Source organism: Mesorhizobium sp. M7D.F.Ca.US.005.01.1.1 (assembly GCF_003952545.1).
Classification (GTDB): Bacteria; Pseudomonadota; Alphaproteobacteria; order Rhizobiales; family Rhizobiaceae; genus Mesorhizobium; species Mesorhizobium loti.
In genome coordinates this window covers 1,518,799-1,543,453 of the sequence record NZ_CP034453.1, presented here as the reverse complement: position 1 = coordinate 1,543,453, position 24,655 = coordinate 1,518,799, and the positions used below count along the sequence as shown (strand labels likewise).

Below are 24,655 nucleotides of genomic sequence, written 5' to 3'. Positions count from 1 at the left end.
CCATGCACTACCGATCGATCTCCGATATGAACGACGCCATTGTCAGGGGCCTGCACCGGCTGCCGCGCGACATCGACCTGGTCGTTGGCGTGCCGAGAAGCGGCGTGCTGGCGGCAACGCTGGTCAGCCTTGCGGCGAACATCCCGATGACCGATCTCGACAGCTTCCTGGCTGGGCGGATCTACACGTCAGGCGTCACCAAGCGCCGTGCCGCTCTCGATCGCAAGGTCTCCGAGATGCGCAAGGTGCTGGTGATCGATGACAGCGTCGCCGGCGGCAACGCCATGCGCGACGCGCGCGCCCGCATCCAAGCGGCCGGCATCGAGGCGGATTTCACCTTTGCCGCCGTGTTCGGCCTTGAGCCGCAGCACCAGGAAACCGACCTCGTCTTCGAGGTCGTGCCGCATCCGCGCATGTTCCAGTGGAACTTCATGCACCACAAATTCCTGGCGCAATGCTGCGTCGACATCGATGGCGTGCTGTGCCTCGACCCGACAGAGGCGGAAAATGACGACGGCCCGGCCTACGAGAAATTCCTCAGCGAAGCCCGGCCGCTCCATGTTGCGACCCACAGGATCGGCTGGCTGGTCACCAGCCGGCTGGAGAAATACCGCGCGCTGACCGAAGCGTGGCTCGCCAAGCACGAGATCAAATACGACCAGTTGATCATGCTCGACCTGCCCAGCAAGGCGGAACGGCAGCGGCTTGGCGTGCATGGCAGTTTCAAGGCCGATTTCTACCGCAAATCCGATGCCATCCTGTTCATCGAAAGCGAGCACGAACAGGCGCTGAGGATCACCGAACTGTCCGGCAAGCCGGTGCTGTGCGTCGAAACGCATATGGTCAGCTTTCCCGACACGCTGTCGCTGCCGGCACTTGGCCAAGCAGCCCGCAACCTGCCGGCGCGGCTGCGGCAGATCAAGTCGCAAGAGGGCCGCAAGAGTGCTGCCAAGACCATTGCCCGCGCCCTGCTTGGCGCCCGCGGCTACGAGACGCTGAAAAATCGCGTCAAACGGCCGGCCTGATCCGGACTCTCAGGATATCAGAGCAATTCACCGTTTCATGGAAACGCCGAACCGCTCTATCTCATCGTTTTGACGCAATTCCCAAGGGAAAGCGCTATGCGCTTTCCCGGGAAAACCGGTTCCCACTTTTCCTGGAATTGCTCTAGGCGGCCTGCCGCGCGCGCTGCTGTACCGCCCTGTCGAGTATCGAGAAGAAGGTGATGAACTGGCGATCGGGATCGAGTTCCGGGCGCCCGGCGAAGCTGCGCGCGAGGCCTGAGAGCCGGTCATATTCCTGGTTGTCGTTCCACAGACGCCTGACGGCCGCGACCCAGTCGGCAACCGGAGCATCATAGTCGAGTACCACGCCCCCCGAGCCGATCGCCTCGGGCAGACCGCCGCGCCGCGAGCCGACAACCGGGATTCCGCTGCAATGGGCCTCCGACGCGACGCGGCCCCAGGCCTCTTCCCACTTGCTGGGAGCAAGCAGGATCTTCGTGCGGCCATAGACCGTCTTCATGTCGCTGGTGCGGCTCTCCAGCACGACATTGCCCAATGGTGCGATCGTCTGTTCGATCCGCGCCCGATGATCCTCCTCGAGCTTCCAGCTTTCGACGAACAGGAACGGGATTTCGCGGCAGGCGCCGGCGATGCGCACCGCGAGCTCAAACCCCTTTTCCTCGTAAGGATTGATCAGCGTGACGAACTGGCCCGTCGTCGGCGTCGAGTAATGCGCCGGGTTGATGGTCGGCGGGATCACCGCCGCCTCGATGCCGAACTCTTGTCTGTAGGTGCGCGCGGTGAAGTCCGAATTGGCGATGTAAAGCGCTGAATGCAATTCGCGCAGATCGCCGCCCAGTTCGTGGAACTCGACATTGCGGAGATAGACGACCAGAGGCACGCCCTCGGCCTGCAGCGCCTTGCCGATCGGCACCGATTTGTGGCACTGGACCACGGCCACATCCGGCTTCAGCCTGTCGACGGCAAAGGCCGCCGCTTCCCAGGGAAACCAGGCCCGCACCACCGGATAGCCGGGATAGCTGTCGATGACCGCCGGCTGCCGCAACAGCTTCATCTTGGCGCGCGCCTTGAAGCCGAAGACACCATCGCCGAACAGGGCGGCGAGCACCGCGGCTTCATGCCCATGTTCGACCAGCTGTTCGGCCAGATGGTGCGTGCTCGACTGCACGCCGCCACTGAACTCGGGTGGGTAGCCGTTGCCGCCTGCAAAAAGAACTTTCATGGGATCGGGCTCCTTGTCGCATCTCGTGTTCTTCGCTCAAAGGCAACAGGCAAAAGTCCGCCGCCTCGCTTTCGACGTCAGGCAAGTTTCGGCGGCTCCAGATTGGCGAAGGGATTGGTACAGGATTGCCAGCCGGTAAACCGGATCGAGTCGTTGGGCGAACTGCGCCAGGCGTAGTCCGTCAGCATATGGAATTCGGCGATGACCCAGCGGTCGAAATGCACCAGATCCTCCCGCTTCTGCCGAGGCAGCAGACGGCGCGCGACGCCCAATTTGAGCTCCTCCACAAGAGTGACGGCGTCGCTCAGTTTTTCGCTTGGAAAGTTCCACGGATTCCGGTTGCGGAACTCCAGCACGAACTGCTGCAGATGCTCTATGCGGATGTTCAACTTGCCAAGGTATTTTTCGAGCGTGACGCGCACCAGATCCTCGTCCGAGAATGAGGAAACGGCGGCGTAGGCGACCCCTGTCGAAACCACTCCGCCAGCCATGATGGCCAGGGCGGAGCGTCTGGAAATGTCGATCATCCGATACCTCCTTTCACGCGATCCGGCCCGCCGCCCGCAAGGACAGCGCTGCCGCGGTCAGGCTCGGGTTGGCGCAGGAGCAGCTCGGATAGGTGCTGGTGCCGACGACCACCAGATTTCTGAGCTGGTGGTGGATCATGCCGCTGTCGATCACCGAATCGGCCGGGCCGGTACCCATCCTCAGCGTGCCCTGGACATGCGATTCGGTCGGCCGGATGCCACGGTCGAAAAGCTTTTCGACCGGCAGCGGCGCCAAAAGGTCAGGCAATTTCTCCAGCGCGCGCGCCATGCCCTTCACCGCGTAGTCCGATGGCGCCTTGAAGCTGACGAAGGCATTCTCATCCTCGTCAAGCGTGACGAAGTTCTCGGGATCGAGCAGGTTTTCGGTGACCACGACAAGCGGCAACGCCTGGCGCAGCCGCCCCTTTTCGGCACGCATTCCGTGCTGCCAGCGGTTCTCGAAATAGACGAGTGCCGCCGCGTGCTCCGATCGGTGCGGACCGTCATAGAGGCCGAAATTCAGGCCGGTGGTGATGGTGCTGCCGTCGAAATTGTCGATGCCGTCGAGATAGACCTCGAAATTCCAGCCGTAGGATTCATGCAGGCCGCGGCCGACGAATTCGCCGCCCAAGCCGGAGCGTAGCATGATCGCCGCGCTCTGGATGGCATTGGCGCCGAGAATGAAGAGATCGCCGCTGACCTCGTATTCCTTGCCGTCATGCGTGAACGTGACCGAACGGACCGCACCTCCGACATGATCGAGCCGACGCACTTCCGCACCGAGACAGACCGAGATGTCGGGGTGCTCGAAGACATGCATCAACCCGTTGTTGACGGTGAATTTGGCGTCGACCGGACACAGCCAGCAGCGCAGATTGGCACAGCACGAGGTGCGCTGCGATGTCGGCAGCCGCGCCCGCGCGGTTGGCATGACGAAGTGCTGGCCGGGCTGCGCCGCCTTCATCATCCGGTCCGGTGTCGACATGCGATGCGGCGGTTGCGGAAACGGCTTCGAGCGCGGCAGCATCGCCGCCATGTCGGGATCGCCGGAGATCGACATGATGTCTTCGGCGTCGCAGTAGAACGGCTCGACATCGTCATAGCTGATCGGCCAGTCATTGCCGATGCCGTAGGTGCTTTTCAGCCTGAAGTCGTTGGGATGGAACCTTGGCGTCTGCGCGAACCAGCAGTTGGTCCCGCCGCCCAGTCCGATCGTGTAATTCCACGGCTTGTCGGAGTTGGTCTTGTAGGTCGTCTCGTCGTCGATATCCGTGTTAGCGTTCTGCTCGAGCTGCCATTCATGGGTGTTGTGGCGGCCCCACTCCAGCACCAGAATGCGTGCCTTTCGCCGCTTGGCGAACTCATGCAGGAAGAAGGCCGAACCGAAGCCGGAACCGATCGCGATGAGATCGAAATGATCCTTGGTGATTTGTTCTGGCTTTACGTCCAGCACCATCAGCTACAACTCCACACAGAAATACGCGCTCAGTCCTGGCGCCCGTCGGCGGTCTACGGACCGGTCCTGCATCCGTCTGTCCCTCCCCGGTCTCATGCCGCCATTCTGCCGATCGAGTGATATTCGATGCCGTGGCGGGCGATGACCTTGGGGTCATAGAGGTTGCGGCCATCGAAGATGATCGGCGTGGTGAGCGCGTCTTTCATCGCGTCGAAGGAGGGCGCGCGAAAACTCTTCCATTCAGTGGCGATCAGCAGCGCATCGGCGCCGCGCAGGGCCGCCTCCTTGGTGCCGCACAGAAGCAGGTCGTCGCGCAGCCCGTAGATGGCCTGGCATTCCTGCATTGCCTCGGGATCATAGGCCTGCACATTGGCACCAGCCTTCCACAGCGCTTCCATCAGCACACGCGCCGGAGCCTCACGCATGTCGTCGGTGTTGGGCTTGAAGGCCAGGCCCCAAAGCGCAAAGGTCTTGCCTTTGAGATTGCCCTTGAAATAGCGGTCCACCTTGTCGAAGAGAACCGATTTCTGTGCGTTGTTGCGCTCCTCGACGGCGCGCAGCAGCTTGGCGTCGAACTTGACGCCTTCGGCGGTCTTGATCAGCGCCCGCACGTCCTTTGGGAAGCACGAGCCGCCATAACCAAGACCCGGATAGATGAAATGGTAGCCGATGCGCGGATCGCTGCCGATGCCCTTGCGGACCTCCTCGATGTCGGCACCAAGCTGCTCGGCCAGGTTGGCCATCTCGTTCATGAAGCTGATCTTGGTCGCCAGCATGCAATTGGCGGCGTATTTGGTGAATTCGGCGCTGCGCACGTCCATCACGATCATCTTCTCGTGGTTGCGGTTGAACGGCGCGTAGAGTTCGCGCATCACCGCCTCGGTGTCCTCGCTGTCGGTGCCGACGATGATGCGGTCCGGTTTCATGCAGTCGGCGACCGCGGAGCCTTCCTTGAGGAATTCCGGATTGGAAGCGACGTCGAAGGCCAGGTCCTCTCGGCCTCTTTTCTTCAGCGTTTCAGCGATCCTGGCCTTCACCTTTTCGCAGGTGCCGACCGGCACCGTCGACTTGCCGACGACGATCTTGGGTTTGTCCATCTCGCGACCGATGGTCTCGGCGACGGCCAGCACATATTTGAGGTCGGCCGAGCCGTCCTCACCGGGCGGCGTACCGACCGCGATCATCTGGATCTCGCCATGCCTGACGGCGGCGGCGGCATCGGTGGTGAACTTGATGCGGCCGGCGGCATGGTTCTCCTTGACGAGGTTCTCCAGTCCGGGTTCGAAAATGGGAACCAGGCCCTGGTTGAGCCGCTCGACCTTGGCGGCGTCGATGTCGACGCACACTACCTGGTGCCCGACTTCGGCAAGCACCGCCGCCTGCACGAGGCCGACATAGCCAATTCCAAACACCGTCAAATTCATTCGGTTTCATTCCCATGCAAGGCAGCGGACCGTTTTCGGCCCGGCCAGTTCAAATCGACTTTCCCAACTACTTTACGCTGCATGCTAGTGATTCCGGAAACTGGCATGGCTCGCCGAGCGCCGTGAAGGCAACGCGCTTGACCTGCAGCGAAAGCTTGCGGCCTGGATCGGCGAAGGCTCCCATCCAACCCTTCATCGTATCGCTGCCCCAAAAGCTGAAGAAGATCTTCTGCGCATGGGTGGGTAACTTCGCCGGGTCGGTGATCGTGTTCACCAGCTGACCGTTGACGTACCAGCTCAAGCTGTCCTTCTTCCAGACGAAGGCGTAGTCGTTGAAGGCGTTCTCGGTGCCACCGGGCACGTCGACCAGCTTCTCGTTCTTGCCCTTGCCCGCAATGTAGGCATTGACCTGCACCTTGGAGGTGTCCTTGGTGAGGATCTCGAAGTCGATCTCGTCCCAGGGCTGCTTGTCGGTGGGGCCGATATAGGTGAAGAACGCCGCGTTGAGGCCGGAGCCGGTATCGGTCTTCAGCCGCGCCTCATAGGTGCCGTAGCCGAAGCGCTGCTTGGTCTGGATCTCGCCGCAGGCAAACTCACGGTCTTTCAGCTTCTGCTTCTCGAAGCCGAGCGACAGCACCCCGTCCGACAGGCTGACCAGTCCCTTCGACCAGGTGCAATTCTGATGGCTGCCATTGTTCCAGCCGTCGGAAACATACCAGCGCGCACGATCGAAGCTTTTGAAATCGTCGACAAAGGACGGCGATGTCGGAATGTCCTGGGCATAGGAAGGGGTTGCCAGGAAACTGCCAAGAGCGGCCAGCAGCAACGCACCGAGCGAAATCAGCCGTCGCCGGCCGGCTTGCCCGGTCCGGTGCGCGAACGGCGAGGCGTCAATTGCAGTTGTGGACGTAGTTCTCGGATTCGAATTCATACCAAACTCACCTTTGCGCCGTGCGTCCCCAACCCAAAGTCGACATTCGAACCGCTCCTGAACGGGGCCAACCTTGACCTCCTCTGTGACCCTCTCGAATTGCTTTTCCTGCCTCGCATCAAATCCGTTGCAACAGTCGATGGCCTCCACTTTCAACCTCTGCCGGTGCCTGCCGGCCGGGCGAATTCGGCCGTGGCGGCCGAGGAGGCCTTCTCGTCGAAGACCATATCCAGCGAATGACGGAGCTCTTTCATCATGCCGTCCTGGCGCGACAGCGCCGCGATGCGGCGTTCGCAATTCAGGATCGACGTCGTCAGTGCGCTGACTTCGGATGACCGACGGTCGGAGGCGGAGCCGTTTTCCATCGCTTCGACCAGGAAGGCGGCGTTGGTCGACGTCGTCCGGTAGCGATTCTCAAGCCCGACCCTCTCGGCCTCGATCTCGGACGCGATCTGCTCGAACAGCTTTGCCAGACGATCGAGACGTGAAACATCGGCCTGCCGGTCGCGGGCCGGATCCCTTGATCTGAAACCGAATATCGAGGCCATGAACTCAGATTCCTGTCATCGCCGGCTTGTGGGCCGGGCTTCTGGCCGATCCCCGCAGCCGGGGCTCAAAAAACTCGTGTTGTATTGTCCTGCTCCTCTCAAGGAGAGACATCAGACCATCCGATCGGGGGCCAGTTCGGCTGGTCGTCCAATATGCTGCACCGCAACATAGACTGCCATCGTCGGAGCCGCGAGGCAACCACCCAATTCGTAAACTCATAAATCCGGCCGAAATGGTTTGCGTGATGAATGTGCCTTTGCGGACAAACCGCAGGCGCCTGGCACCGCTCTCAACGTTCCTTGCTCGTGCTGGTTCCGGCCATCAGAAAACGCAGCGGCGGCACATGCTTTTGCCTTGACACAAGGCCGACACGGCGAAACAGCGCCTCGAGCTTGTCGGAAGCTACGCCCTGGACGATGGGGACGAGGTTGGATTGGCTGGCGAAAGCGTAAGCCGCGGCCGATGCCAGCCCCCGCTCGGCCTTGACGTCGAGGAAATTGCGCAGCCGATACTTGTCACGCACGTGCCGCTCGTGCCGCCGCAGCACCGCTTTCGAGCCTTCCGGCAGACTGTCGATCGCCAGCAGCGCCAGATCCGCATCGGCCAGACGCTTCAGGTCCTGCGTCTTGTGGCGGCCGCTCAGCGAATCGGCGCGGACGATGGCGCCGTAGCCGCAGGAGCGAATGACCTTGAACCGCGCCCCGCGGGCGACCGCGCGGGCGTAGAGCTCGTAGTCCTCGCCCAGCCGCAGGCTCTCGTCGTAGCGCAACCCATGGCGGTCGAGAAAGGCACGGCTGATCACCGGCTTCAAAAAGCCCAGCTCACCCCTCTGCACGCGCCGCCTGGAGATGTTGCCTTCGACGAAGCGCTCGAAATCGAGGAATTCCGGATCGGCGGCAAATTTAGGCGCGACGATTTTCGTGGCATCGCCGGTCGCATCGTCCCTGATCAGCATGATGTTGTCCGCCGCGAAATCCCAATCGGCGCCAGCAAACAGGCTGCTAAACCGGCCTTCGAGGAAAAAATCGTCGGCATCGAGAATGCTGATGAACGGCGATTTCGAGTCGGCGATCGCTGCATTGCGGGCAAAGGAGGGGCCGCGATTGACGTCGAGGCGCATCACGGTGAGCCGCCCGCTGCCATCGTCGGCGGTTCGCGCGACATCAGCGGTGTCGTCGGTGGAGGCGTCATCGACGACGACGACCTCCGCCACTTCCGGCTCGCGCAACGCGGACGCGATGGCGACAGCGATTGTCGCTGCCGCGTTTTTTGCCGCGATGATCACGCAGACCTCGGATTTCGTCATCGACATGGATTTGCCTCTCGTACAGGTGATATCGATTTGCCCTCGCCCCGTACTCGTTCAATGCCCTATAGAATTGCCATCAGCGTCCAATCTGTCTTCATTCAGCGACTGCCTGGCCGCTCAAAGATGCGGCGGCTTATGTCGGCGGACGCCGCCCAGCCGGCTTCGGCCAGATAGCGAACCGGCGCGCGGCCGCACAGTTCCCACAGCACCGTTCGCCGCTGCGGCCACCGCAGCGACGGCAGCCACGGCGCGATGACCATGCTGAGCAGATCCTCATTGCCGATGCGCGACAGGATCCGGGTTGCGCGCTCCGACAGCAGCGTGCCGGCGGCGCCAAGTAGCACATCGGCGGCGCGCAGGCCAAGCAGCAGCGTGTCATCCAGTCCCTGCGCGGCTGCGGCATCGAGCACACGTTGCTGATCCGCCTCGTCGAGGCGGCTGGCGCTGGCTCTGATATCGCAGACGTAACCCGCACAGGGTTCCCGGTTGAAAAGCGCCTTGGCGACGCTGATGCAGGACAAAAGCAAAGTATCGGCAACCGAGGTGAACGGTACGGTCGCACCGGCGATTTCGACCTGTCGCTTGCGCCGCAGAAACCCGTCCGCATCACGCGGGCTCGGGGAGCCGGGTTGCTGGAGGCGGTAATGAAGATCGACCGTGGATGGTTTCGGGCCGTCGCCGCGGGTCATGTGCTGTTCGCCGAGGAAGCGGACCCACCAGACGGAGCGCGACTTGCCTGCGACCTCATAGCCGATCGTGCGAAGCGCACCACGCGCCCTGAAAAACCCGACCGGCGAAACCAGGATGTCGACATCGCCCGAGGGCTTCATGAAGTGGTCGTCATAGAGCAGTTGCTGCTGGAACGGGCCCTTCAGAAAGACGAAATCGATCTCGTTGGCGCGCAGCACATCATGGATCGCCATCGAATCCATGATGCAGGACGCGTTCATTGAAACCGTTCTCCTGCGGTAGGTGTCGAGCCACTGGAAAAGCTCGGGCGGCCTTTCATGCGCGGGTGCGCGCGACAGGGCCTTGAGGACAAAGGTCGCGACCTTGTTCAGCCTGGCAATGTCGGCAACGTTGGCACCCGCAAGGCCAGGCATCGACACGTCGCCGGCGGCGGCACGCGGCCCGGCGAAATACAACCGCAGGCAGGCCCGCACATAGGCCACCTCGTCGGCACAGTCGGCGGCGCGCAATCGTTCGTATGAACCATCCGGCAAGGCCATTTAGCGCACAGTCTCCCAAAGAAAGCGGTTTGCGCGACGCTTATGCTGCAGGTGCGAAGCAAGCATCACCAAAAACCTTGATGCCGTAAAGCTTTTCCTTTTGCAGTGCGAAATTTTGCAACCATCGCGTTTAGCGACATCGGCTAAGGGGTGGCGAAAACCACAGTTGAAACACCCCCTTACCAGGGCGTTTCAGCCGATCTTCAGCAAGGATTTTCCAAACAAGATTTACCGCATTAGAGATGCCTAAAAAAGAGGCACCTAAGCGGACACTTTATGCAAGCAAAATCAATCGCTTAAAGAATAGACGTCGACATGGCCCTTGTGCACAAGGAATCGGCTCGAAAGAAGTCGGGGTTTGGGCATGGCTCACACATATGGTGACGCCCGCAACCCGTAATTGATTAACGCTTGGTAAATCAGGCTTGACTCATAAATGCTGCCATGCAGCTATTGCGCTGCAGCATGTACGTGCTGACGGCACTCGACAGGCCGTTTCCAGTCCTTATCGGAGAGTAAAATGGAACAGAATGTTGAAAAGCATGAATACGAAACGCCAAGCCTGACGGTGCATGGTTCGATTGAAACCATCACCCAGGGCGGCGGCGGCAGCACGGCGATCGACGCATCGTTCCCCGCGCACACGCCGATCGGCGACCTGACGTTCTCCTGAGCCAATCGCAGTTTTCCGGGGTGACGACTCTGGATCCAAAAAATTAAGAGAGTCGGGGGCCAAACCTCCGACTCCACTTTCATTGCCTGGAACTGCCCGTGCGTATCGTAAGCGAGGTTTTGGGATGAACTGGAAACTATCCAACCATGATTTGGCCGACCACGATTTGGCCGACAACGATTTGGTGAGTGCGACCAAGGATGCCGTGGCTTGCGAATTCGGCAATGGCCTGGCGCTGCTCAACCTCAAATCCAACATCTATTACAGCCTGAACGGCGTCGGTGCCTTCATCTGGGAGCTGATCCAGGAGCCCAGGTCGATCGCCGACATCCGCGGCGCCGTGCTTGCGCGCTACAATGTCGACCCGGAGCGCTGCCAGGCCGATATCGACGCATTGCTGAAGGGGCTGGCCGACAACGGGCTTGCGAGGCTGCATCATGAGGCACTTGTCTAGGTCGGTTCCGCGCAAGGCCCTGATTTTGCGGCAGGAACCCGCGACGGAAAGAAGCCTTAGGCAGACGAAACGTCGGGGAAGCCGGCGCAGTCTGTTCAGGGTCTTCTCCCTGAGCAGCTCGGAAATGATCTTTCTTGGTCGCTGCCTGCTGGTGGTCGCGGCGGTTCGGCTGGGGCTGACGTTGCTCTCCTACAATCGTGTTCGCAGCCTGGTGACGCGGCTCGACGCGCGTCAGTGCGCCTCGATGGGCGAGTTGCGGCGTGTCGCCTGGGGCGTTGCCGCCGCGGCCCGTTTCGTGCCTTACGCCACGTGCCTGACCCAGGCGCTTTCGGGTCAATACATTCTTGCCCGCCAGGGCAATGTATCGACGATACGCATCGGCATCGAACGCGGCACGGGCGAGCAACTGAAAGCACATGCCTGGCTGGTCAGCGACAATCATATCGTGCTTGGCGGATCGATCGACGGTTTCGCTCATCTCGTCGATCACGGCAGCCGATGAGCGGCGTCGCCGGCATCCTGCTCCGACAAGAATCCGCGCCGGCGGTCGCGGCGGCCGACATCCAGCAGATGCTGGCCCGCATGCGCCATCGCGGCCCTGACGGCAGTTCATGGTGGCTGGACGCCAACATCGCGCTTGGCCACGCCTGGCTCAACACCACGGATGAAGCCGGTCCGGGTCCACTGACGATGGCTGGCGGCAGGCTCGCCATCACCGCCGATTGCCGGCTGGACAACCGTGACGAGCTGCTGGCCAGGCTCGGCATCCGCGACCAGTCGGTCGCCGACGCGATCTTGCTGATGCGCGCCTATCTGCGCTGGGGCGAAGCCTGCCCGGTGCACCTGCAAGGCGATTTCGCCTTCGCCATCTGGGATGGCGAACGGCAATCACTGTTTTGCGCGCGCGATCATTTCGGCGTCAAGCCGTTCTACTACCACGCGGCGGACCAGCGCTTCTCCTTTGCCTCGGAGATTGGGCCGATCCTGGACGTCGAGGGGGTCGGCGCACGCATCAGCGAGCACCAGATATCCGGGTTCCTGGCCGGGCTTCCCGACGACCCGCAGTCTACTCCCTACAGCGATGTATTCAGCCTGCCGGCCCGCCACAGCCTCACCGTCACCGCGCAACAGGTGGTGCTGCGCCGCTACTGGCAGATCGAGCCGTCGGCGCGGCCCTTGCGGTCCGATGCACAGGAGGAATTCGCCCACCTGTTCTCTCAATCGGTTCGCAACCGCATGCGGGGAAGTCAGGCGGTCGGCGCAATGCTGAGCGGCGGCCTCGATTCCTCGTCGATCGCCTGTGTCGCCGGCCTGCAGAACGCCGCCGCGCGCAAGCCGAAGCTGGCGACCTTCTCGCTGATTTTCGAGAAGGGCTCGCCTATGGACGAGCGGCCGTTCATCGATGCCGTCCTCGATCAGCAGCAGTTTGACCCAACGCTGATACCAGTAGGCAACTATGCGCCATTCGCCGAATTCGAACGCGTGCTGGAAGAGCAGCAAGGAACGTTCCTGGCGCCGGGCCTGACGCTCACCCGCGGTATCTACCGGACGGCCGGCGCCAAGGGCATCAGGGTGTTGCTGGATGGCCATGGCGGAGACGAGGTCGTTTCACAAGGCCACGGCCATCTGCATGAGCTTGCCAATGCCGGCCGATGGATGGATCTGTGGCGCGAGATCCGCAGCGCCTCCAACACCTATGGCGACAGCACGCTTGGCCTGTATTTCCAGTTCCTGACCCTCTACGGGCCGGCTTGGCGCATCGCCAGGCTGAGGCACATGGCGAACCGTGTGCTGAACAGGATCCGCAAGCCGACTGGGGCGCCGCGCGGCTGGCGCGACCTGATCAATCCGGACCTGGCCAGGCGCACCGAGCTTGTCGACCGGTTTCACCGGGCCGGCTATATGCCGCCCGGCATCCAGGCCAGCGACGCGCTCAGCCATCGCTGGATCCTGTCAAACGGCTATGTCCCGCATGCTTTCGAGGTTCTCGACAAGGCCGCGGCCAATTTCGGCGTCGAGCCGCGCTACCCTTTCTGGGACAAGCCGCTGGTCGAGTTCTGCCTGGCACTGCCGGGCGAGGAGAAGCTGAGCCACGGCTTTGGCCGCTATGTGCTGCGCCGCGCCATGCAAGGCGTCCTGCCGGCGGCGGTGCAATGGCGGCGCGACAAGATCGATTTCACCGCCAATCTCGTCAACGGCATGCTCCGCAACCATCGCGACCTGCTGGAACAGCTGCTGGTTTCGGATGCGAACCGCATCGCGCCCTACGTCAATCTGCCTCAGGTGAGTGCTGCCTATGCGCGGCTTTTGCGCCAACCCGATCAGGCAGCCCCCCTGGACGTCCAGTATGTCTGGCGTTCGGCCTCGCTGTCGCTCTGGCTGCGGCAGCTCCAGCACAGCGGGAGCCCCGCATGATGCCTCGCAACGAGCCGCTCGCCGCATACAGTGATGATCCCCGTCCGCATGGCCGGGTCGTGCGGGAACGCCGCTTCTACCGGGCCTATGGCCTGACCATAGCGTCCGAGGTGACGTTGCCCGAACTGGAGCCGGCGGCGCCGGGGACGGCGGATGTCGTGATCGCCGTCGGCGCGATCGACCTGCCAAAGCCCTCGCCCGAAGCCGCGACCGACTTCCGCTTCGAGCCGAACCGACAATATCTGGCCTGGCATGCCGTCGGCGCGTTCCTGATCAGCGATTTCAGCCGTATCGACATCGAGCCGGCGCCCGGCGTCGACGACACGCTGATCGCGTTTCCGCTGTTGGGTCCGGTCATGGCGCTGCTCCTGCATCGGCGCGGCCTGCTCGTCCTGCACGCCAGCGCCATTGCCGTTGCCGGCAGGAGCGCCATCTTCATGGGCGACAAGGGCGCCGGCAAGTCGACGACGGCAAGCGCGATGATCCGGGCCGGACATCAACTGCTTACCGATGACGTGGTGGCGCTGGACCTCGCCCATCCGGGCGAGCCGATGATCGTTCCGGGTTTTCCGCAGATCAAACTGGCGGCCGACGCCGCGGCGGCGATCTCGCTGGGGCAAGCGGAGGTGCGGCCGCAAGTGCATCCGGCGATCGACAAGATGCAGCATCGCCTGAACGGTGGCTTTTCCGGCGACAAGGTGCTGGCGACCAGGATCTATATTCTCCAGCGCGGCGAAAAGGCTGACATCACGCCCTTGCCCGCCATCGCCGCCCTGCCGGCCATCATCAAATTCTCCTATGTGACGCGTTTCGGCCGCGCGGCCCTGCCCGACCATTTCGCGGCGGCGCATCTTCGGCACTGTTCAGGAATTGCTAACCATGTCGGCGTGTGCCGACTGGAAGTCCCGACGGGCCTGGACAGGATCGGCGAAGCCGTGGACCTGATCGAAAGGGATCTGGCGGCTGGCAGCCGGCGGTCGTGAGCGCAATCATGTCGAAGTCCTCAATCCTTCGCCTGTCGCTGTTTCGAGAGGTCGCCGCATTTGGCGCCGCCATTGCCCAGATCGGCGGTCGGCGAGCCTGGACAGCACTGATCTTCCTGATCCTGGGCAGCCTGACCGAAGGTATCTCCATCCTGCTGCTCATCCCGCTGCTGCATCTGGTCGGACGCTCCGACCAGGATTTCGCGGTCAAGCTGCCGAACAATGATTTCGTGCGCTGGCTGGTGCCGGACGGCACGCTGCAACTGACCACGGTGCTCTGTGCGCTCGTCGGGCTTGTTGCGGTGCAGGCGGCGTTCAACCGCTTCAAGTCGGTCTACATGGCCAGACTGCTGTTCGATTTCATCAACCGCGTGCGCATGAATCTGTTCGAGAGCATCGGCAAGGCGCGCTGGGGCGTTTTTACGCGCATGCGGAGCTCCGACCTCGATCATGCCCTGACCGGCGACATCGACCGCGTCCAAGGCGCCGCGTTCTCGCTGCTGATGCTGGTGCAGATCGCCGTGCTTCTGGCCGGCTATCTCCTGATTTCCATGTTCATCTCGCCGGTCATGACGCTGTTTGCCGTCGTCATCGGCATCGTGATGTTCGTGGCGCTACAGCCCTTCCGGGCGCGGGCCACGGCCTTTGGCCGGGTGCTGACCGCCAATCGCCAGGATCAGTACCGGACGGTTTCGGAATTTCTCGGTGGCATCAAGGTGGCCAAGAGCCTGAACGTCGAAGCCAGCTATTTCGCGCAGTTGCAGTCGACGCTGGAAAAGATGAAGGCCGACAATGTCGACTATGTGCGCAACAGCACCATCGGCACCGCGGTGTTCCAGGTGGCGAGCGTCGTGGGCTTGAGCCTGTTCATCTATGTGGCGCTGGTCCGCTTCAACCTGTCGCTGGCTGAGATCGTCGTCCTGCTCCTGGTCTTCATGCGCATCGCGCCGCGCTTCATGGACATGCAGACGCAGGCCCAGCAAGTGCTGATCAACCTGCCCGCCTATACGGCGATGCGCGGCCTGCAGGCGCGTTTCGACGCCGAGCGCGAACCGGACGAGGCGGGGGCCGGGGAACGCGACAAGCTGTCGCTCGTCACCGGGCTCAACGTGAGGGACGTTTCCTTCTTCTATGGCGACGACCCCGCCAGGACGGTGGTCACCGGCATCACCTTCGGCCTGCCGGCGGGCAAGGTCACGGCGCTGATCGGCCCGTCCGGATCGGGCAAGAGCACGATCGCCGACATGCTGCTCGGCTTGCTCGAGCCGACCGCCGGCAAAATGCTCGTCGACGGCGTCGAGATCGATGCCGGCAATCGCCGCCGCTGGCGCGGCCAGGTGGCCTATGTGCCGCAGGACGTGTTCCTGCTGCATGACACGATCGCGGCGAACCTGCGCCTTGCCGCGCCGCAGGCCAGCGATGACGATCTGTGGACCGCGCTGCATCAGGCGCATGCAGGCGAGTTCGTCGAACGGCTCGGCCTCGGGCTCGAGACGGTGGTCGGCGACCGCGGCGTGCGGCTGTCGGGCGGCGAACGCCAGCGCATCGCGCTTGCGCGCGCGCTGCTGCGCAAGCCGTCGCTGCTCATCCTGGACGAGGCCACCAGCGCGCTCGACTGGCAGAACCAGTCGCTGATCGCCAGGTCGATCGATGGATTGCGCGGCACGATGACGATCCTGACCATTGCGCATCGGCCGTCGATGATCGCCTTCGCCGACTGGGTGGTGGCGATGGAAAACGGCCGTATCGTCGAAGTCGGCCAATATCAGCGGCTGAAGGAAAAAGCCGGCAGCCGGTTGTCGAGGATGCTGTCGGGGGAACAGTCGGAGACCGAACCCGCCAACGTCGCCTGAGGCCGGTCGGGCGCTGGTTAGTGCAGGCTGCGCCTGGCGCTGCCTAGTTTCTCGCCTTCGGCGACCTCGGGCGCATTCAGTTTTCGTTCGGCGTCACGAGCCATGTCGGCCGGCGTCGGTGCGCTCCTGGCGATCATGGCGTAGATGAGCACGAAATAGCCCGCCTGGATAACCACGGCGCAAATGATGACGCGCAGTAGTATTGTGCCTATCGACGCGCCGCCCAGCCACGACCAGCCGACAACGATCGCCAAAGCGAAAATCATCCCGAGGATGAATTTTGGAAGCGCCATACCCAACAGCCCATAAACCGGCTCGGGTACATTTAACGATTGCCCCACCCGAGCGCCGTCCCTTGTCATGTGGGCTTGTCAAGGTCGCCCACTCTCGACCGGTTGCTTCCGGCCTTTGATACCTGTCGCTACTCTGACAGGTATAATTTGCAATTCTATTAAGGCGAGCAGTAGGCGGCAAGGGCAACCGCGGATATTTTTGATTGAGCGTTTGCGATCGACTCTGCCATGGTGCAATGCACGCGACCGGATTCAAGCCGACCTCCTGCCATCCGCGGTTTTCAGTAGAATGGGCAATATTAAGTAGTATTTTATATGGTTTTTCCCAAGTATCATGGCATGCTAAAGCACTAACGTGTGCCACATCTCGACAGATAGGTAGGCCTGCCTAAAAACCGCCCCAAAAAGGTCCTTATTTTTTCAACGCTGCCCGTTTATTGTCACAAATGTGCTAAACATCCCGAAATTTGTGCATGTCTAGCTTATTATTTAGTCAATTCATGACGTGACTATTTCAACGGGGTGGGAAATTGTGTGTTGCGCTGCAACATTTTTTTGATATCGTGTGGTGAACCATTCGTTCAACGCATGGAGTTTACGGCATGAGGGACGCTGCCAAGTCAGCCACCGCGAGCTTTTCGCAGGCTGACATCGATTTTCCGCCGCCGATCGGCGGCCTGCTCAAACGCAGCTTCGATATCACCGGTTCACTGATTGGCTTGATCGCCCTCAGCCCGCTGTTTGTCATGATAGCGCTGCTCGTCAAGTTTTCCGACGGCGGCTCGATTTTCTACGGCCACCGGCGAATCGGGCGCGGCGGGCGGATTTTTCCGTGCCTGAAGTTCCGCACCATGGTTCCGGACGGCGACAAGGTGCTGGCAACCTATCTCGCCACCAATCCGGACGCCAACGCGGAATGGGTAGCGACCCGCAAGCTGAAGAACGACCCGCGCGTCACCCGCGTCGGTGCGGTGCTGCGGAAGCTCAGCCTCGATGAGCTGCCGCAGATCATCAACATCCTGCAGGGTGACATGAGCCTTGTCGGCCCTCGTCCGGTCGTGCGCGACGAACTGGAGATCTATGGCACATCCGCCGTCTACTACCTGAAATCCCGCCCCGGCCTGACCGGCCTGTGGCAGGTCAGCGGCCGCAACGATGTATCCTATGACAGCCGCGTCGCCTTCGACCGCCACTATGTCGAGAACTGGTCGCTGTTCGAGGACGTTCGCATCATCATCAAGACCGTCCCGGCCGTGTGGATGTCGCGCGGCTCTTACTGACCAGCTGGTGGCCAATGCCAGACATTGGCGCCGGCCATTCGACGCAAGCTCATCGGGCGATGGGGCTAAAGCGGATCGGAACGTTCAGTTGAAAACAGATATGCTCGAAGCCTTTCGCAGCGGCCCGGTTTCCGGCCGCCTGCGGCGGGCGCGTTTGCTGGCCACATGCCTTGCCGTGTCGCTCGTCGTGCCCCACATCGCGGCTGCCGGCGACTATCGCCTCGGATCGCAGGACAAGCTCACCATCCGCGTTGCCGAATGGCAGACCGTGGAAGGCACATTTCGTGACTGGTCGGCGGTGAACGGCGAGTACACGGTCGGTCCATCCGGCACGCTGTCGGTGCCGTTCGCCGGCGAGCTGCCGGCATCCGGCAAGACCACGTCCGAAATCGCAACGGCGATCGGCGAGGCTTTGCAGAAAAAGCTCGCTTTGTCAGACAGACCGGAAGCCTCGGTCGAGATGGCGCAGTTCCGGCCATTCTACATTTCGGGCGAAGTCCAGAACCCCGGCCAGTTTCCTTTTGTACCCGATCTGACAGTGTTGAAGGCCATCAGCGTCGCCGGAGGCATCCGGCGCAACGCCGACTACGGTCCCCAGCTCGGCAAGGACCTAGTCACCGCCAAGGGCAATTTCGATATCTCTGACGACCAGCGCATTCGGCTGATCGTCAGGCGCGCCCGCATCGACGCGGACATGGCCGGCAAGGCGAGTTTCGACGTGCCGAAGGAGGCCGAGGGCGATCCGAGACTGCCAGCCATCGTCGCGGACGAGATGACGATCCTGACGGCTGACCAAAAGGCGCTGAAGCTGAAACTCGAGGCGCTCGACGATCTGAAAGGGGTTTTGGAATCCGAGATCGAATCGCTGCAGAAGAAGATCGTCAACCAGCAGCAGCAGGTCGACCTGGCACAGCAGCAACTCGCCAGCATCGGCCCGCTGGCGCAGAAAGGCCTGATCGCCAACGCTCGACTGCTGGATTCTCGGCAGTCGGTCGCCGACCTGCAGGGCAAGATCCTGGACTACGAAACAGCGATCCTCACCGCCAAGCAGGCGATCAGCAAGGCGAAGCAGGACGCTATCGATGCCCAGAACACCTTGAGCTCAAGTCTCGCCACCGACCGGCAGCAGACCGAAGCCGACCTGAACGAGGCCGCGCTGAAGGCGAATATGCAGAAGGGCCTGATAGCCCAGGCCACCGATCCCGCTACGACGGCCGCTATGACAAATGATCAGCAGCCCACCCTGCTCTATTCACTGGTGCGCAATGTCGACGGCAAGACCAGCGAAATCGCCGCCAAGGAAGACACACTGGTGCTGCCTGGCGATGTGATCAAGGTCAAGCTGGCACCGCTGGCCAGCCAGTAGTCCGCAGGTCCCGGGCACTACCCAGTGTTTCAATCCATCCGGCAAGGAGGGGTTTGGGTAGTGTCTCGGTTTGAAATTTGAAAATCAGAAAACAGCGTTGGCCGGCGGCTTGATGTTGTCCCGTCGGCTTCATCGCCCGTGGCACTGCGCATGACGCAGACGGCATTGGTGATCACGTCGGCGGGGTGCTTCTGGCCGGCATTTAACGTGGGTACTCCAAAATGATGATGTAGCCGGACGGCTGCGTGAATGGACCGTTCTCCGTCAGAATATCGCGGGTGGGCTGCCAGATTACGTTGACGATCCGACTGCCCTCTTCGCCTAGGCTGTGGAGAAGCGTTTTTAACCGATCAACGTCGTCTGGGCATGTCTCAACAGCGTATGGCATGAAAACCTCCCATGCTTTGCGGTAAGCATATCGGAGTTCGGCCCAGATCGCGACTAGCGCGGCGTCATTGCCGTTTTTTTGCGAGCGCCGACTTCAGCCCGCGAGTTGATTGCTCATGACGGACCGGCCGCCGCCGGACGGCCGGCATGCCGGGGCCAGTCAGCCTCGCCCCTGGCCGCCTCCGCCTGCGCCAGGGCTTGCGACCGCCGCGTGCGGCTGGAAACGGGCAGCCGCACCAGCTTGAAGAAGCTGAAATACATCAGGAAAGAGCCCATGATGTAGGGGTTGAGAATCTCGACCTCGACGAAGGAGCGGATCAGCAGCAGCACCATCACGCCGAAGAGGATCACCGAATCCGCCTGCCAGGTCCTGAAGATGACCGCCGAAACGTGGCCGTAGAGCGTGCGCAGCATGATCAGCGAGACCAGCGTCGCCCCGACGAAGCCGAGCTCGACGAGGGCCTCGATATAGGTGTTGTGGAAGTGGAAGCCGGTGCGGGTGGTGATGTAGAACTCGTTCCACAGCCGCTCGGCTTCGGCGAAGCCCTGCACCCAATAGGCTGCATAGCCGACGCCGAGAATCGGCGCTTTTTGCACGGCGTTCCAGCCCTGCTCCCACAGATAGGTCCGCCCGGTGAGCGTCGAATCCTTGCCGAAGAGGCCGAGGACGAAGTCCATCAGCCCGAGATTCAAGGCGACGAAGGCAGTCACCACCAGCAGGCCGGCGCCGACCAGGAAGATCACCCGGCGATAGCGTCGTGACAGAAGTTTGCTCATCGCAAGAAGCGCCACCAGCGCCAGAACCGCCGGTATCGAGGCCATCGAGGTGGCGGAATGCGAGACGACCAGCACATAGGCCGACAGCAGCACGACAGGCACCGCCAGGATGAAGCTCAGCCGGCCGCGCCTGTAGAAGGCAAGGAAGACGGCGCAGAAATAGATGCCGAGCGAGCCGACAAAGCCGATCTGGTTCTTGGAGGCGAAGGCGCCGACAAAGTTGACGGTGCCGTCGAGAACGTCCTCGGAATAGTTCGCGACCTTCAGCGAATAAAGAAGGACGACGAATATCCCGACCAGCGCCCCTATGGTCAGCGTGCGCACGCTGACGGTGCGCGCAGCGACATATGCGCAGGCGATATGGGAAAAATACTGGATCGACGTCCTTGCGGTGACGCCGGGCGCCTGCGACCAGAAAACCGAGAAGCAGACATAGGCCGCAAACAGCAGCGGCAGCCAGGCGCTGGACAGATGTCGCAGGAACCGCCGGTAGTCGACCAGGATGAGCGGAAGCCAGACTGCATAGTAGGCCAGGATCAGCACCTGGCCGAAAATGACCGAATAGGAAAACGCCCAGATCGAGACGGCTACGGCAAAGGCGCCATAGACCGAGTTTCTCTCGGGATCGACCAGCAGGGACTTTGGAATCTTCATCTTAGAGTCCCGCCGACACGACCCAGGGCCGGCAAGCCATGAGCCGGCCGGAATCTGCGCAAACATGGGCGTGCAATAAACGGCCTCTCCATTGTGCAGTGCAATATAACCTATCGCGCCCGGCGCTCAATGGCAAATCCGGTCACCTTGTCTTACAGCGCGGCATCTGCGGAGAGGTCCGTCCGGCCAGGTGGCCTGGATCAGGCTCTGTTTCCTGTCGGCGCAAACGCTACCACAGGGCTCCGCCGGTGATCTGTATGTTTTCCATGGTGATGCCCTTGGCCAGGTCCGAGCACAGGAAAACGGCCAAAGCGGCGATCTCCTGCGGCTGCAGCATGCGCTGCTGCGGGTTGCCTTTGGCGATCTCGGCCATCGCTTCCTCAGCGGTGCGCCCCTTGCCCTCGCGCTCGACGACCTGCGCCACGTTGCGGCGCATCAGTTCAGTCTCGACCCAGGTCGGGCTGATCATGACGCAGGTGACGCCATGCGCCGCCCCTTCCAGCGCCACGCAGCGGGTCAGGCCGAGAAGGCCGGCCTTGGAGGCGCAGTAGGCCGGGTTGTCCTTCCAGCCAACCGAGGCAGCGGTCGAGCCGATATTGACGATGCGGCCCCAGCCGCGCTCGATCATGCCGGGCAGAACCGCGCGGGTGGCGCGGAAGGCGCCGGTCAGGTTGGTGTCGACGATCTTGTCCCACAGCGCGTCGGAATGGCCGCAGACCGGCTGCTCGGCGGTGGTGCCCGCGGCGTTGACCAGAATGTCGGCGGGGCCGATGGCCGCTTCGACGTCCGCCGCGAAACGATTGGTGACGTCGCTGTCGCGCACGTCGAGATGGGCGGCGTGAACTTTCGTTCCATGCGCGGCAAGAGCCGAACGCACACGCTCGATCTCGTCCGCGCCTGGATAGTAGGCGGCGTCTGATCTGTCGGAGCCGGCGGGCGCGATGTAGGAGCCGACGGCGACATTGGCGCCGGCTTCAGCCAGGGCCGTCGCAATGGCGAAGCCCATGCCCGAGAAACCGCCGGTGACGATGGCGCTGCGGCCGGAAAGGTTGTTCATGGCGCACGGTCTCCGCTTCGTTCCGGGCAGGCAATCAGGCCCGGCCGGATTTGGCAATCACACCGGCCAACCTCCATCGACAGCGATTCATGTTTCCTGGAGCGGTTTGCCCAGCCATTCGCGATAGAAGCCTTCAAGGTCGGGCTCGAAATCGTGAACTATGGGATAACCGGGTGCCGCCGCCTCCACCTCATGCAGCGTACCGCACTGCGGACAGATGAATTCACGGATTTCCATCCATTCGGGATCAGGGAGATCGCTGTTCGGATAGATCTCGCGCAAAGCCTCCTCGGTGTTGCGCACGTTGATCGCGGCGTTGAGCTTCCAGTTCTTGCGATAGTCGCCAAAGGAGTGGCCGCATTCGCAGCGGGTGATCCGCTCATCGCCGCTCTGGCAGATGAACAGATGGTCGGAGACCGGCAGCAGGATCGGGTCCTTCCAGGCGACACGGTCCTGATAGACGGCAACCATCTTGAAGAAGCGGTCATCATCCTTGTAGGCGCTCATGATACGTCGCGTCTGCGGCCAGGGCAGCTTGCCGGCAGCCAGATCGCCGAGGACTTCCTTGCTGTATGAGGTCATGGCTTTGCTCCCGGCATGAAGATCGATCTGGCGTCGACGTTCCAGAACTCGCTGAATTCCTTGGTGAAGCGCGACGACAGCTTGATCGCGCTGGCATACATTTTCTTCACCTCCGGGGCGAAGTCCGCCTTTTCGACGCGGCCGCGCTCCTGGGCGATCCAGTCCGAAACCGGGATCGCCTTGGCCAGACGCTGCTTGCGCATTTCAGCACGGCGCTCGACCGTTGCGTCGATATCAGCAACGGGATAGCCGTCTGCATCGTCCTTCAGCACGATGCCGAAAACCTGACCCGCCGCCTCGCGGGTGAGGAACCCGTTCTCGACATCCCAGGCCGTCTTGATCGGATCGCGCTCCAGCACGTCGCCATAGCCCCCACCGCCATTGTAGGAATGGCTGAAGATGTCGCCGGATTTATGCGGCGAGGTGATGTATGGGCCCTCGACCACGACATGGTCGCCGCCGATGTTCTTCTCGTAGTCCGAAACATGCGGGTCGATGCCGGGCGCATGCGCCAGCGGCGCGCCCTTGGCGGCCAGCTCATGGATGTTGGAATTGCGCACGGCGCGATGCTTCTGGCAGGTCGGCGCCGGATAACCGCCACACATGCCGCCATTGTCGAACACTCTGGAGGAGTGCTCCGAGGTGTGGAGCCGCAGATGCGAGGTCTTGTTGATCAGCCAGGTCGAGACGAAGGAACAGCCGCCGCGATATTTGCCGGCGCCGCCCGAATTCGGCACGATCGAGCGGCCGATATAGACCATCGGCATCGACTGTTCCCAGACCTCGATGTTGCCCATGTCGGATTCCGGGTTCCAGCCGACATAGGCGGTGTCGAGACCGTCCTTGATGGCGAGCGCGCCGGAGCCGGCGGCGGCGCATTCGAAATGCGCCATGCCGAACGGCGTGCCGTACTGGCTTTCGCCGCCCATCTCGATCATCGGGCTGTTGACCTGGCCGACAAAGGCCTCCTCGACAAAGCCCCGCGCCACGAAGCTGCGCGACAAAAGCCGTTGGAAGACGCCATAGGCCGGCAGCAGCAGCGCCCATGAGGTGGCCGTCGCCACCATCTCGTTGTCGGGATTGGTCCAGGTGCCATGCGGCAATTTCAGCTCGGTCGCCATCCAGGCGCCGTCATTGACCAGCCCTTCGAAATTCATGTGCTGGGTCAGCGTGACGAACATGCCGCCATCCATGCCGGCCGGCGTGCAGTTCATCGAATGGTAGCCCCAGGGCTGGGTGCCCTCGAAGTCCATAGTGATCTTGCCGTCGGTGGTGATCTCCATCTCGATCGGGATGTTGTAGAGCCAGTCGGGATCGCCGAGAAGCTGGAAGCCGGGCTTGCCCGCGGTGACGTGACCATAGAAGGTGTGGCCGCGATAGATGCCGGGCACCGTGAGCTGGCGGGTGCGGGCGAGCTGGGCGCGACGACCTTCCTCGATGAACTCCTTCGACACCTTCATCCAGTAGTCGAGGCCGATCTCCGAGATCAGCTGCTTGACGCTTTCGCGCATGTCGATGCAGGAGGCGACCTTGGCCTTCTCGTCGAGCACCCAGTAGATCGGCATGCGCAAATTGCGCTCGCAGCGGATGACATAGTCGCGGCGGATCTCATCGTTCTCGCCGATCTTCTCGGCGCAGACGAACAGGCCTTCGGTGAAGCGCTCCTGCGCCAGGCAGACGTCGCCGCCAGGCGTGATGCCGCCGGCTTCCAGCTCATGGCAGACGGCACCGGCCCAGCCGACCAGCGTGCCTTCATGGAAGATCGGCACCACGTCCATGACGTCAGGCACCTGCACGGTGCCGATGAAGGCGTCGTTGTTGGCGAAGATATCGCCTTCGCGGATGCGCGGGTTGTCCTCGTAGCCGTTTTTGATCATCCATTTGATGAAGCGGCTCATCGTATGGACATGCACCATGATGCCGTTGGAGAGCGCGATGGCGTCACCCTCGGGGGTGTAGATGGCGACCACCATTTCGCCGACCTCGCGCACACCGGGCGAGGCCGAGATGCGGCGGGCCATTTCGCGCGCCGAGACGCAATAGGCGCGCAGCTTGGTGTGCAGCGTCTCGAATTTCAGTGGGTCCTGGTTGCGCAGCGTGAGTTCCGTGATGCCGTCGTAGCAGCCGGTTTCTTCCATCAGCCGCTCGGAATCGAGCAGTCTTTCGCGAAGGCGCAGGGCCGAGGCAGGTTTGTCCAACATGGCGGTCG

22 protein-coding genes are annotated in these 24,655 nt (G+C 62.1%); 9 read left to right on the top strand and 13 right to left on the bottom strand.

The annotated features are described in order from the left end of the window. The first annotated feature begins 2 nt into the window (after window positions 1-2). A complete protein-coding gene (locus EJ076_RS07430; protein ID WP_126067452.1) occupies window positions 3-1,025 on the top strand; it encodes a phosphoribosyltransferase family protein in 1,023 nt (340 codons plus the stop codon). 142 nt (window positions 1,026-1,167) lie between these two features. On the opposite strand, the gene EJ076_RS07425 is transcribed toward EJ076_RS07430, so the two are convergent. The 8 genes from EJ076_RS07425 to EJ076_RS07390 form a co-directional block, all read right to left on the bottom strand. Next, on the bottom strand, window positions 1,168-2,247 hold the full coding sequence (locus tag EJ076_RS07425; protein ID WP_126067451.1) for a glycosyltransferase: 1,080 nt from the start codon (window positions 2,245-2,247) through the stop codon (window positions 1,168-1,170). Between the two features lie 77 nt (window positions 2,248-2,324). After that, on the bottom strand, window positions 2,325-2,774 hold the full coding sequence (locus EJ076_RS07420; protein ID WP_126067450.1) for a hypothetical protein: 450 nt from the start codon (window positions 2,772-2,774) through the stop codon (window positions 2,325-2,327). A gap of 13 nt (window positions 2,775-2,787) precedes the next feature. Beyond that, window positions 2,788-4,230 (bottom strand): GMC family oxidoreductase, encoded by a 1,443-nt coding sequence (locus tag EJ076_RS07415; protein WP_126067449.1) that lies wholly within the window; start codon window positions 4,228-4,230, stop codon window positions 2,788-2,790. 92 nt (window positions 4,231-4,322) lie between these two features. Then, window positions 4,323-5,654, bottom strand: a complete 1,332-nt coding sequence (locus tag EJ076_RS07410) for a UDP-glucose/GDP-mannose dehydrogenase family protein (protein WP_109665954.1) — start codon at window positions 5,652-5,654, stop codon at window positions 4,323-4,325. A gap of 67 nt (window positions 5,655-5,721) precedes the next feature. Then, window positions 5,722-6,585 carry a family 16 glycosylhydrolase gene (locus EJ076_RS07405; RefSeq protein WP_109665951.1) on the bottom strand — a complete coding sequence of 288 codons (864 nt, stop codon included), beginning with the start codon at window positions 6,583-6,585 and terminating at the stop codon, window positions 5,722-5,724. A 152-nt stretch (window positions 6,586-6,737) separates the two neighbouring features. Next, window positions 6,738-7,133, bottom strand: coding sequence for a hypothetical protein (locus EJ076_RS07400; protein ID WP_109665949.1), 396 nt, complete (start codon window positions 7,131-7,133; stop codon window positions 6,738-6,740). 290 nt (window positions 7,134-7,423) lie between these two features. After that, window positions 7,424-8,446, bottom strand: coding sequence for a glycosyltransferase (locus EJ076_RS07395; protein WP_126067448.1), 1,023 nt, complete (start codon window positions 8,444-8,446; stop codon window positions 7,424-7,426). Between the two features lie 95 nt (window positions 8,447-8,541). Further along, window positions 8,542-9,672, bottom strand: a complete 1,131-nt coding sequence (locus tag EJ076_RS07390; RefSeq protein WP_126067447.1) for a nucleotidyltransferase family protein — start codon at window positions 9,670-9,672, stop codon at window positions 8,542-8,544. A gap of 520 nt (window positions 9,673-10,192) precedes the next feature. Here EJ076_RS07390 and EJ076_RS07385 point away from each other — a divergent pair. The 6 genes from EJ076_RS07385 (at window position 10,193) to EJ076_RS07360 (ending at window position 16,050) form a co-directional block, all read left to right on the top strand. After that, entirely contained in the window at window positions 10,193-10,345 is a 153-nt protein-coding gene (locus tag EJ076_RS07385) for a lasso peptide (RefSeq protein WP_010913078.1), read from the top strand. Window positions 10,346-10,469: 124 nt separating this feature from the next. Further along, on the top strand, window positions 10,470-10,799 hold the full coding sequence (locus tag EJ076_RS07380) for a PqqD family protein (RefSeq protein ID WP_126067446.1): 330 nt from the start codon (window positions 10,470-10,472) through the stop codon (window positions 10,797-10,799). Window positions 10,800-10,923: 124 nt separating this feature from the next. Continuing rightward, window positions 10,924-11,301, top strand: a complete 378-nt coding sequence (locus tag EJ076_RS07375; protein ID WP_245462968.1) for a lasso peptide biosynthesis B2 protein — start codon at window positions 10,924-10,926, stop codon at window positions 11,299-11,301. Continuing rightward, complete coding sequence (locus EJ076_RS07370; protein ID WP_126067444.1) at window positions 11,298-13,214, top strand: lasso peptide isopeptide bond-forming cyclase; 1,917 nt, start codon at window positions 11,298-11,300, stop codon at window positions 13,212-13,214. Before EJ076_RS07375 ends, EJ076_RS07370 begins: the two co-directional genes overlap by 4 nt. Continuing rightward, window positions 13,211-14,197, top strand: a complete 987-nt coding sequence (locus tag EJ076_RS07365) for a serine kinase (RefSeq protein ID WP_126067443.1) — start codon at window positions 13,211-13,213, stop codon at window positions 14,195-14,197. Before EJ076_RS07370 ends, EJ076_RS07365 begins: the two co-directional genes overlap by 4 nt. An 8-nt stretch (window positions 14,198-14,205) precedes the next feature. Continuing rightward, complete coding sequence (locus tag EJ076_RS07360; RefSeq protein ID WP_126067442.1) at window positions 14,206-16,050, top strand: ABC transporter ATP-binding protein; 1,845 nt, start codon at window positions 14,206-14,208, stop codon at window positions 16,048-16,050. Window positions 16,051-16,067: 17 nt separating this feature from the next. Here EJ076_RS07360 and EJ076_RS07355 read toward each other — a convergent pair whose 3' ends face one another. Continuing rightward, window positions 16,068-16,343, bottom strand: a complete 276-nt coding sequence (locus EJ076_RS07355) for an exopolysaccharide production repressor exox (RefSeq protein WP_126067441.1) — start codon at window positions 16,341-16,343, stop codon at window positions 16,068-16,070. 602 nt (window positions 16,344-16,945) lie between these two features. On the opposite strand from EJ076_RS07355, the gene EJ076_RS07350 reads away from it, so the two are divergent. Both EJ076_RS07350 and EJ076_RS07345 read left to right on the top strand, forming a co-directional pair. Beyond that, a complete protein-coding gene (locus tag EJ076_RS07350) occupies window positions 16,946-17,623 on the top strand; it encodes a sugar transferase (RefSeq protein ID WP_126067440.1) in 678 nt (225 codons plus the stop codon). 100 nt (window positions 17,624-17,723) lie between these two features. Next, on the top strand, window positions 17,724-18,989 hold the full coding sequence (locus EJ076_RS07345; RefSeq protein ID WP_164548830.1) for a polysaccharide biosynthesis/export family protein: 1,266 nt from the start codon (window positions 17,724-17,726) through the stop codon (window positions 18,987-18,989). A gap of 501 nt (window positions 18,990-19,490) precedes the next feature. Here the strand turns inward: EJ076_RS07345 and EJ076_RS07340 are convergent. From EJ076_RS07340 to EJ076_RS07325, 4 genes are all read right to left on the bottom strand, one after another. Continuing rightward, a complete protein-coding gene (locus EJ076_RS07340; RefSeq protein WP_126067438.1) occupies window positions 19,491-20,807 on the bottom strand; it encodes an O-antigen ligase in 1,317 nt (438 codons plus the stop codon). 229 nt (window positions 20,808-21,036) lie between these two features. Further along, complete coding sequence (locus tag EJ076_RS07335) at window positions 21,037-21,864, bottom strand: SDR family NAD(P)-dependent oxidoreductase (RefSeq protein ID WP_126067437.1); 828 nt, start codon at window positions 21,862-21,864, stop codon at window positions 21,037-21,039. Window positions 21,865-21,951: 87 nt separating this feature from the next. Next, entirely contained in the window at window positions 21,952-22,446 is a 495-nt protein-coding gene (locus EJ076_RS07330; protein ID WP_126067436.1) for an acetone carboxylase subunit gamma, read from the bottom strand. Continuing rightward, complete coding sequence (locus tag EJ076_RS07325; RefSeq protein WP_126067435.1) at window positions 22,443-24,647, bottom strand: hydantoinase B/oxoprolinase family protein; 2,205 nt, start codon at window positions 24,645-24,647, stop codon at window positions 22,443-22,445. Before EJ076_RS07325 ends, EJ076_RS07330 begins: the two co-directional genes overlap by 4 nt. Window positions 24,648-24,655: the final 8 nt, after the last annotated feature.

Coding starts and splice junctions, on each gene's coding strand:
- EJ076_RS07405 (WP_109665951.1), bottom strand. CDS start 6,585: ATGAATTCGAATCCGAGAACTACGTCCACAACTGCAATTGACGCCTCG.
- EJ076_RS07350 (WP_126067440.1), top strand. CDS start 16,946: ATGAGGGACGCTGCCAAGTCAGCCACCGCGAGCTTTTCGCAGGCTGAC.
- EJ076_RS07335 (WP_126067437.1), bottom strand. CDS start 21,864: ATGAACAACCTTTCCGGCCGCAGCGCCATCGTCACCGGCGGTTTCTCG.
- EJ076_RS07415 (WP_126067449.1), bottom strand. CDS start 4,230: ATGGTGCTGGACGTAAAGCCAGAACAAATCACCAAGGATCATTTCGAT.
- EJ076_RS07355 (WP_126067441.1), bottom strand. CDS start 16,343: ATGGCGCTTCCAAAATTCATCCTCGGGATGATTTTCGCTTTGGCGATC.
- EJ076_RS07375 (WP_245462968.1), top strand. CDS start 10,924: ATGATCTTTCTTGGTCGCTGCCTGCTGGTGGTCGCGGCGGTTCGGCTG.
- EJ076_RS07390 (WP_126067447.1), bottom strand. CDS start 9,672: ATGGCCTTGCCGGATGGTTCATACGAACGATTGCGCGCCGCCGACTGT.
- EJ076_RS07365 (WP_126067443.1), top strand. CDS start 13,211: ATGATGCCTCGCAACGAGCCGCTCGCCGCATACAGTGATGATCCCCGT.
- EJ076_RS07430 (WP_126067452.1), top strand. CDS start 3: ATGCACTACCGATCGATCTCCGATATGAACGACGCCATTGTCAGGGGC.
- EJ076_RS07345 (WP_164548830.1), top strand. CDS start 17,724: ATGCTCGAAGCCTTTCGCAGCGGCCCGGTTTCCGGCCGCCTGCGGCGG.
- EJ076_RS07360 (WP_126067442.1), top strand. CDS start 14,206: ATGTCGAAGTCCTCAATCCTTCGCCTGTCGCTGTTTCGAGAGGTCGCC.
- EJ076_RS07325 (WP_126067435.1), bottom strand. CDS start 24,647: ATGTTGGACAAACCTGCCTCGGCCCTGCGCCTTCGCGAAAGACTGCTC.
- EJ076_RS07395 (WP_126067448.1), bottom strand. CDS start 8,446: ATGTCGATGACGAAATCCGAGGTCTGCGTGATCATCGCGGCAAAAAAC.
- EJ076_RS07385 (WP_010913078.1), top strand. CDS start 10,193: ATGGAACAGAATGTTGAAAAGCATGAATACGAAACGCCAAGCCTGACG.
- EJ076_RS07340 (WP_126067438.1), bottom strand. CDS start 20,807: ATGAAGATTCCAAAGTCCCTGCTGGTCGATCCCGAGAGAAACTCGGTC.
- EJ076_RS07400 (WP_109665949.1), bottom strand. CDS start 7,133: ATGGCCTCGATATTCGGTTTCAGATCAAGGGATCCGGCCCGCGACCGG.
- EJ076_RS07420 (WP_126067450.1), bottom strand. CDS start 2,774: ATGATCGACATTTCCAGACGCTCCGCCCTGGCCATCATGGCTGGCGGA.
- EJ076_RS07380 (WP_126067446.1), top strand. CDS start 10,470: ATGAACTGGAAACTATCCAACCATGATTTGGCCGACCACGATTTGGCC.
- EJ076_RS07410 (WP_109665954.1), bottom strand. CDS start 5,654: ATGAATTTGACGGTGTTTGGAATTGGCTATGTCGGCCTCGTGCAGGCG.
- EJ076_RS07330 (WP_126067436.1), bottom strand. CDS start 22,446: ATGACCTCATACAGCAAGGAAGTCCTCGGCGATCTGGCTGCCGGCAAG.
- EJ076_RS07425 (WP_126067451.1), bottom strand. CDS start 2,247: ATGAAAGTTCTTTTTGCAGGCGGCAACGGCTACCCACCCGAGTTCAGT.
- EJ076_RS07370 (WP_126067444.1), top strand. CDS start 11,298: ATGAGCGGCGTCGCCGGCATCCTGCTCCGACAAGAATCCGCGCCGGCG.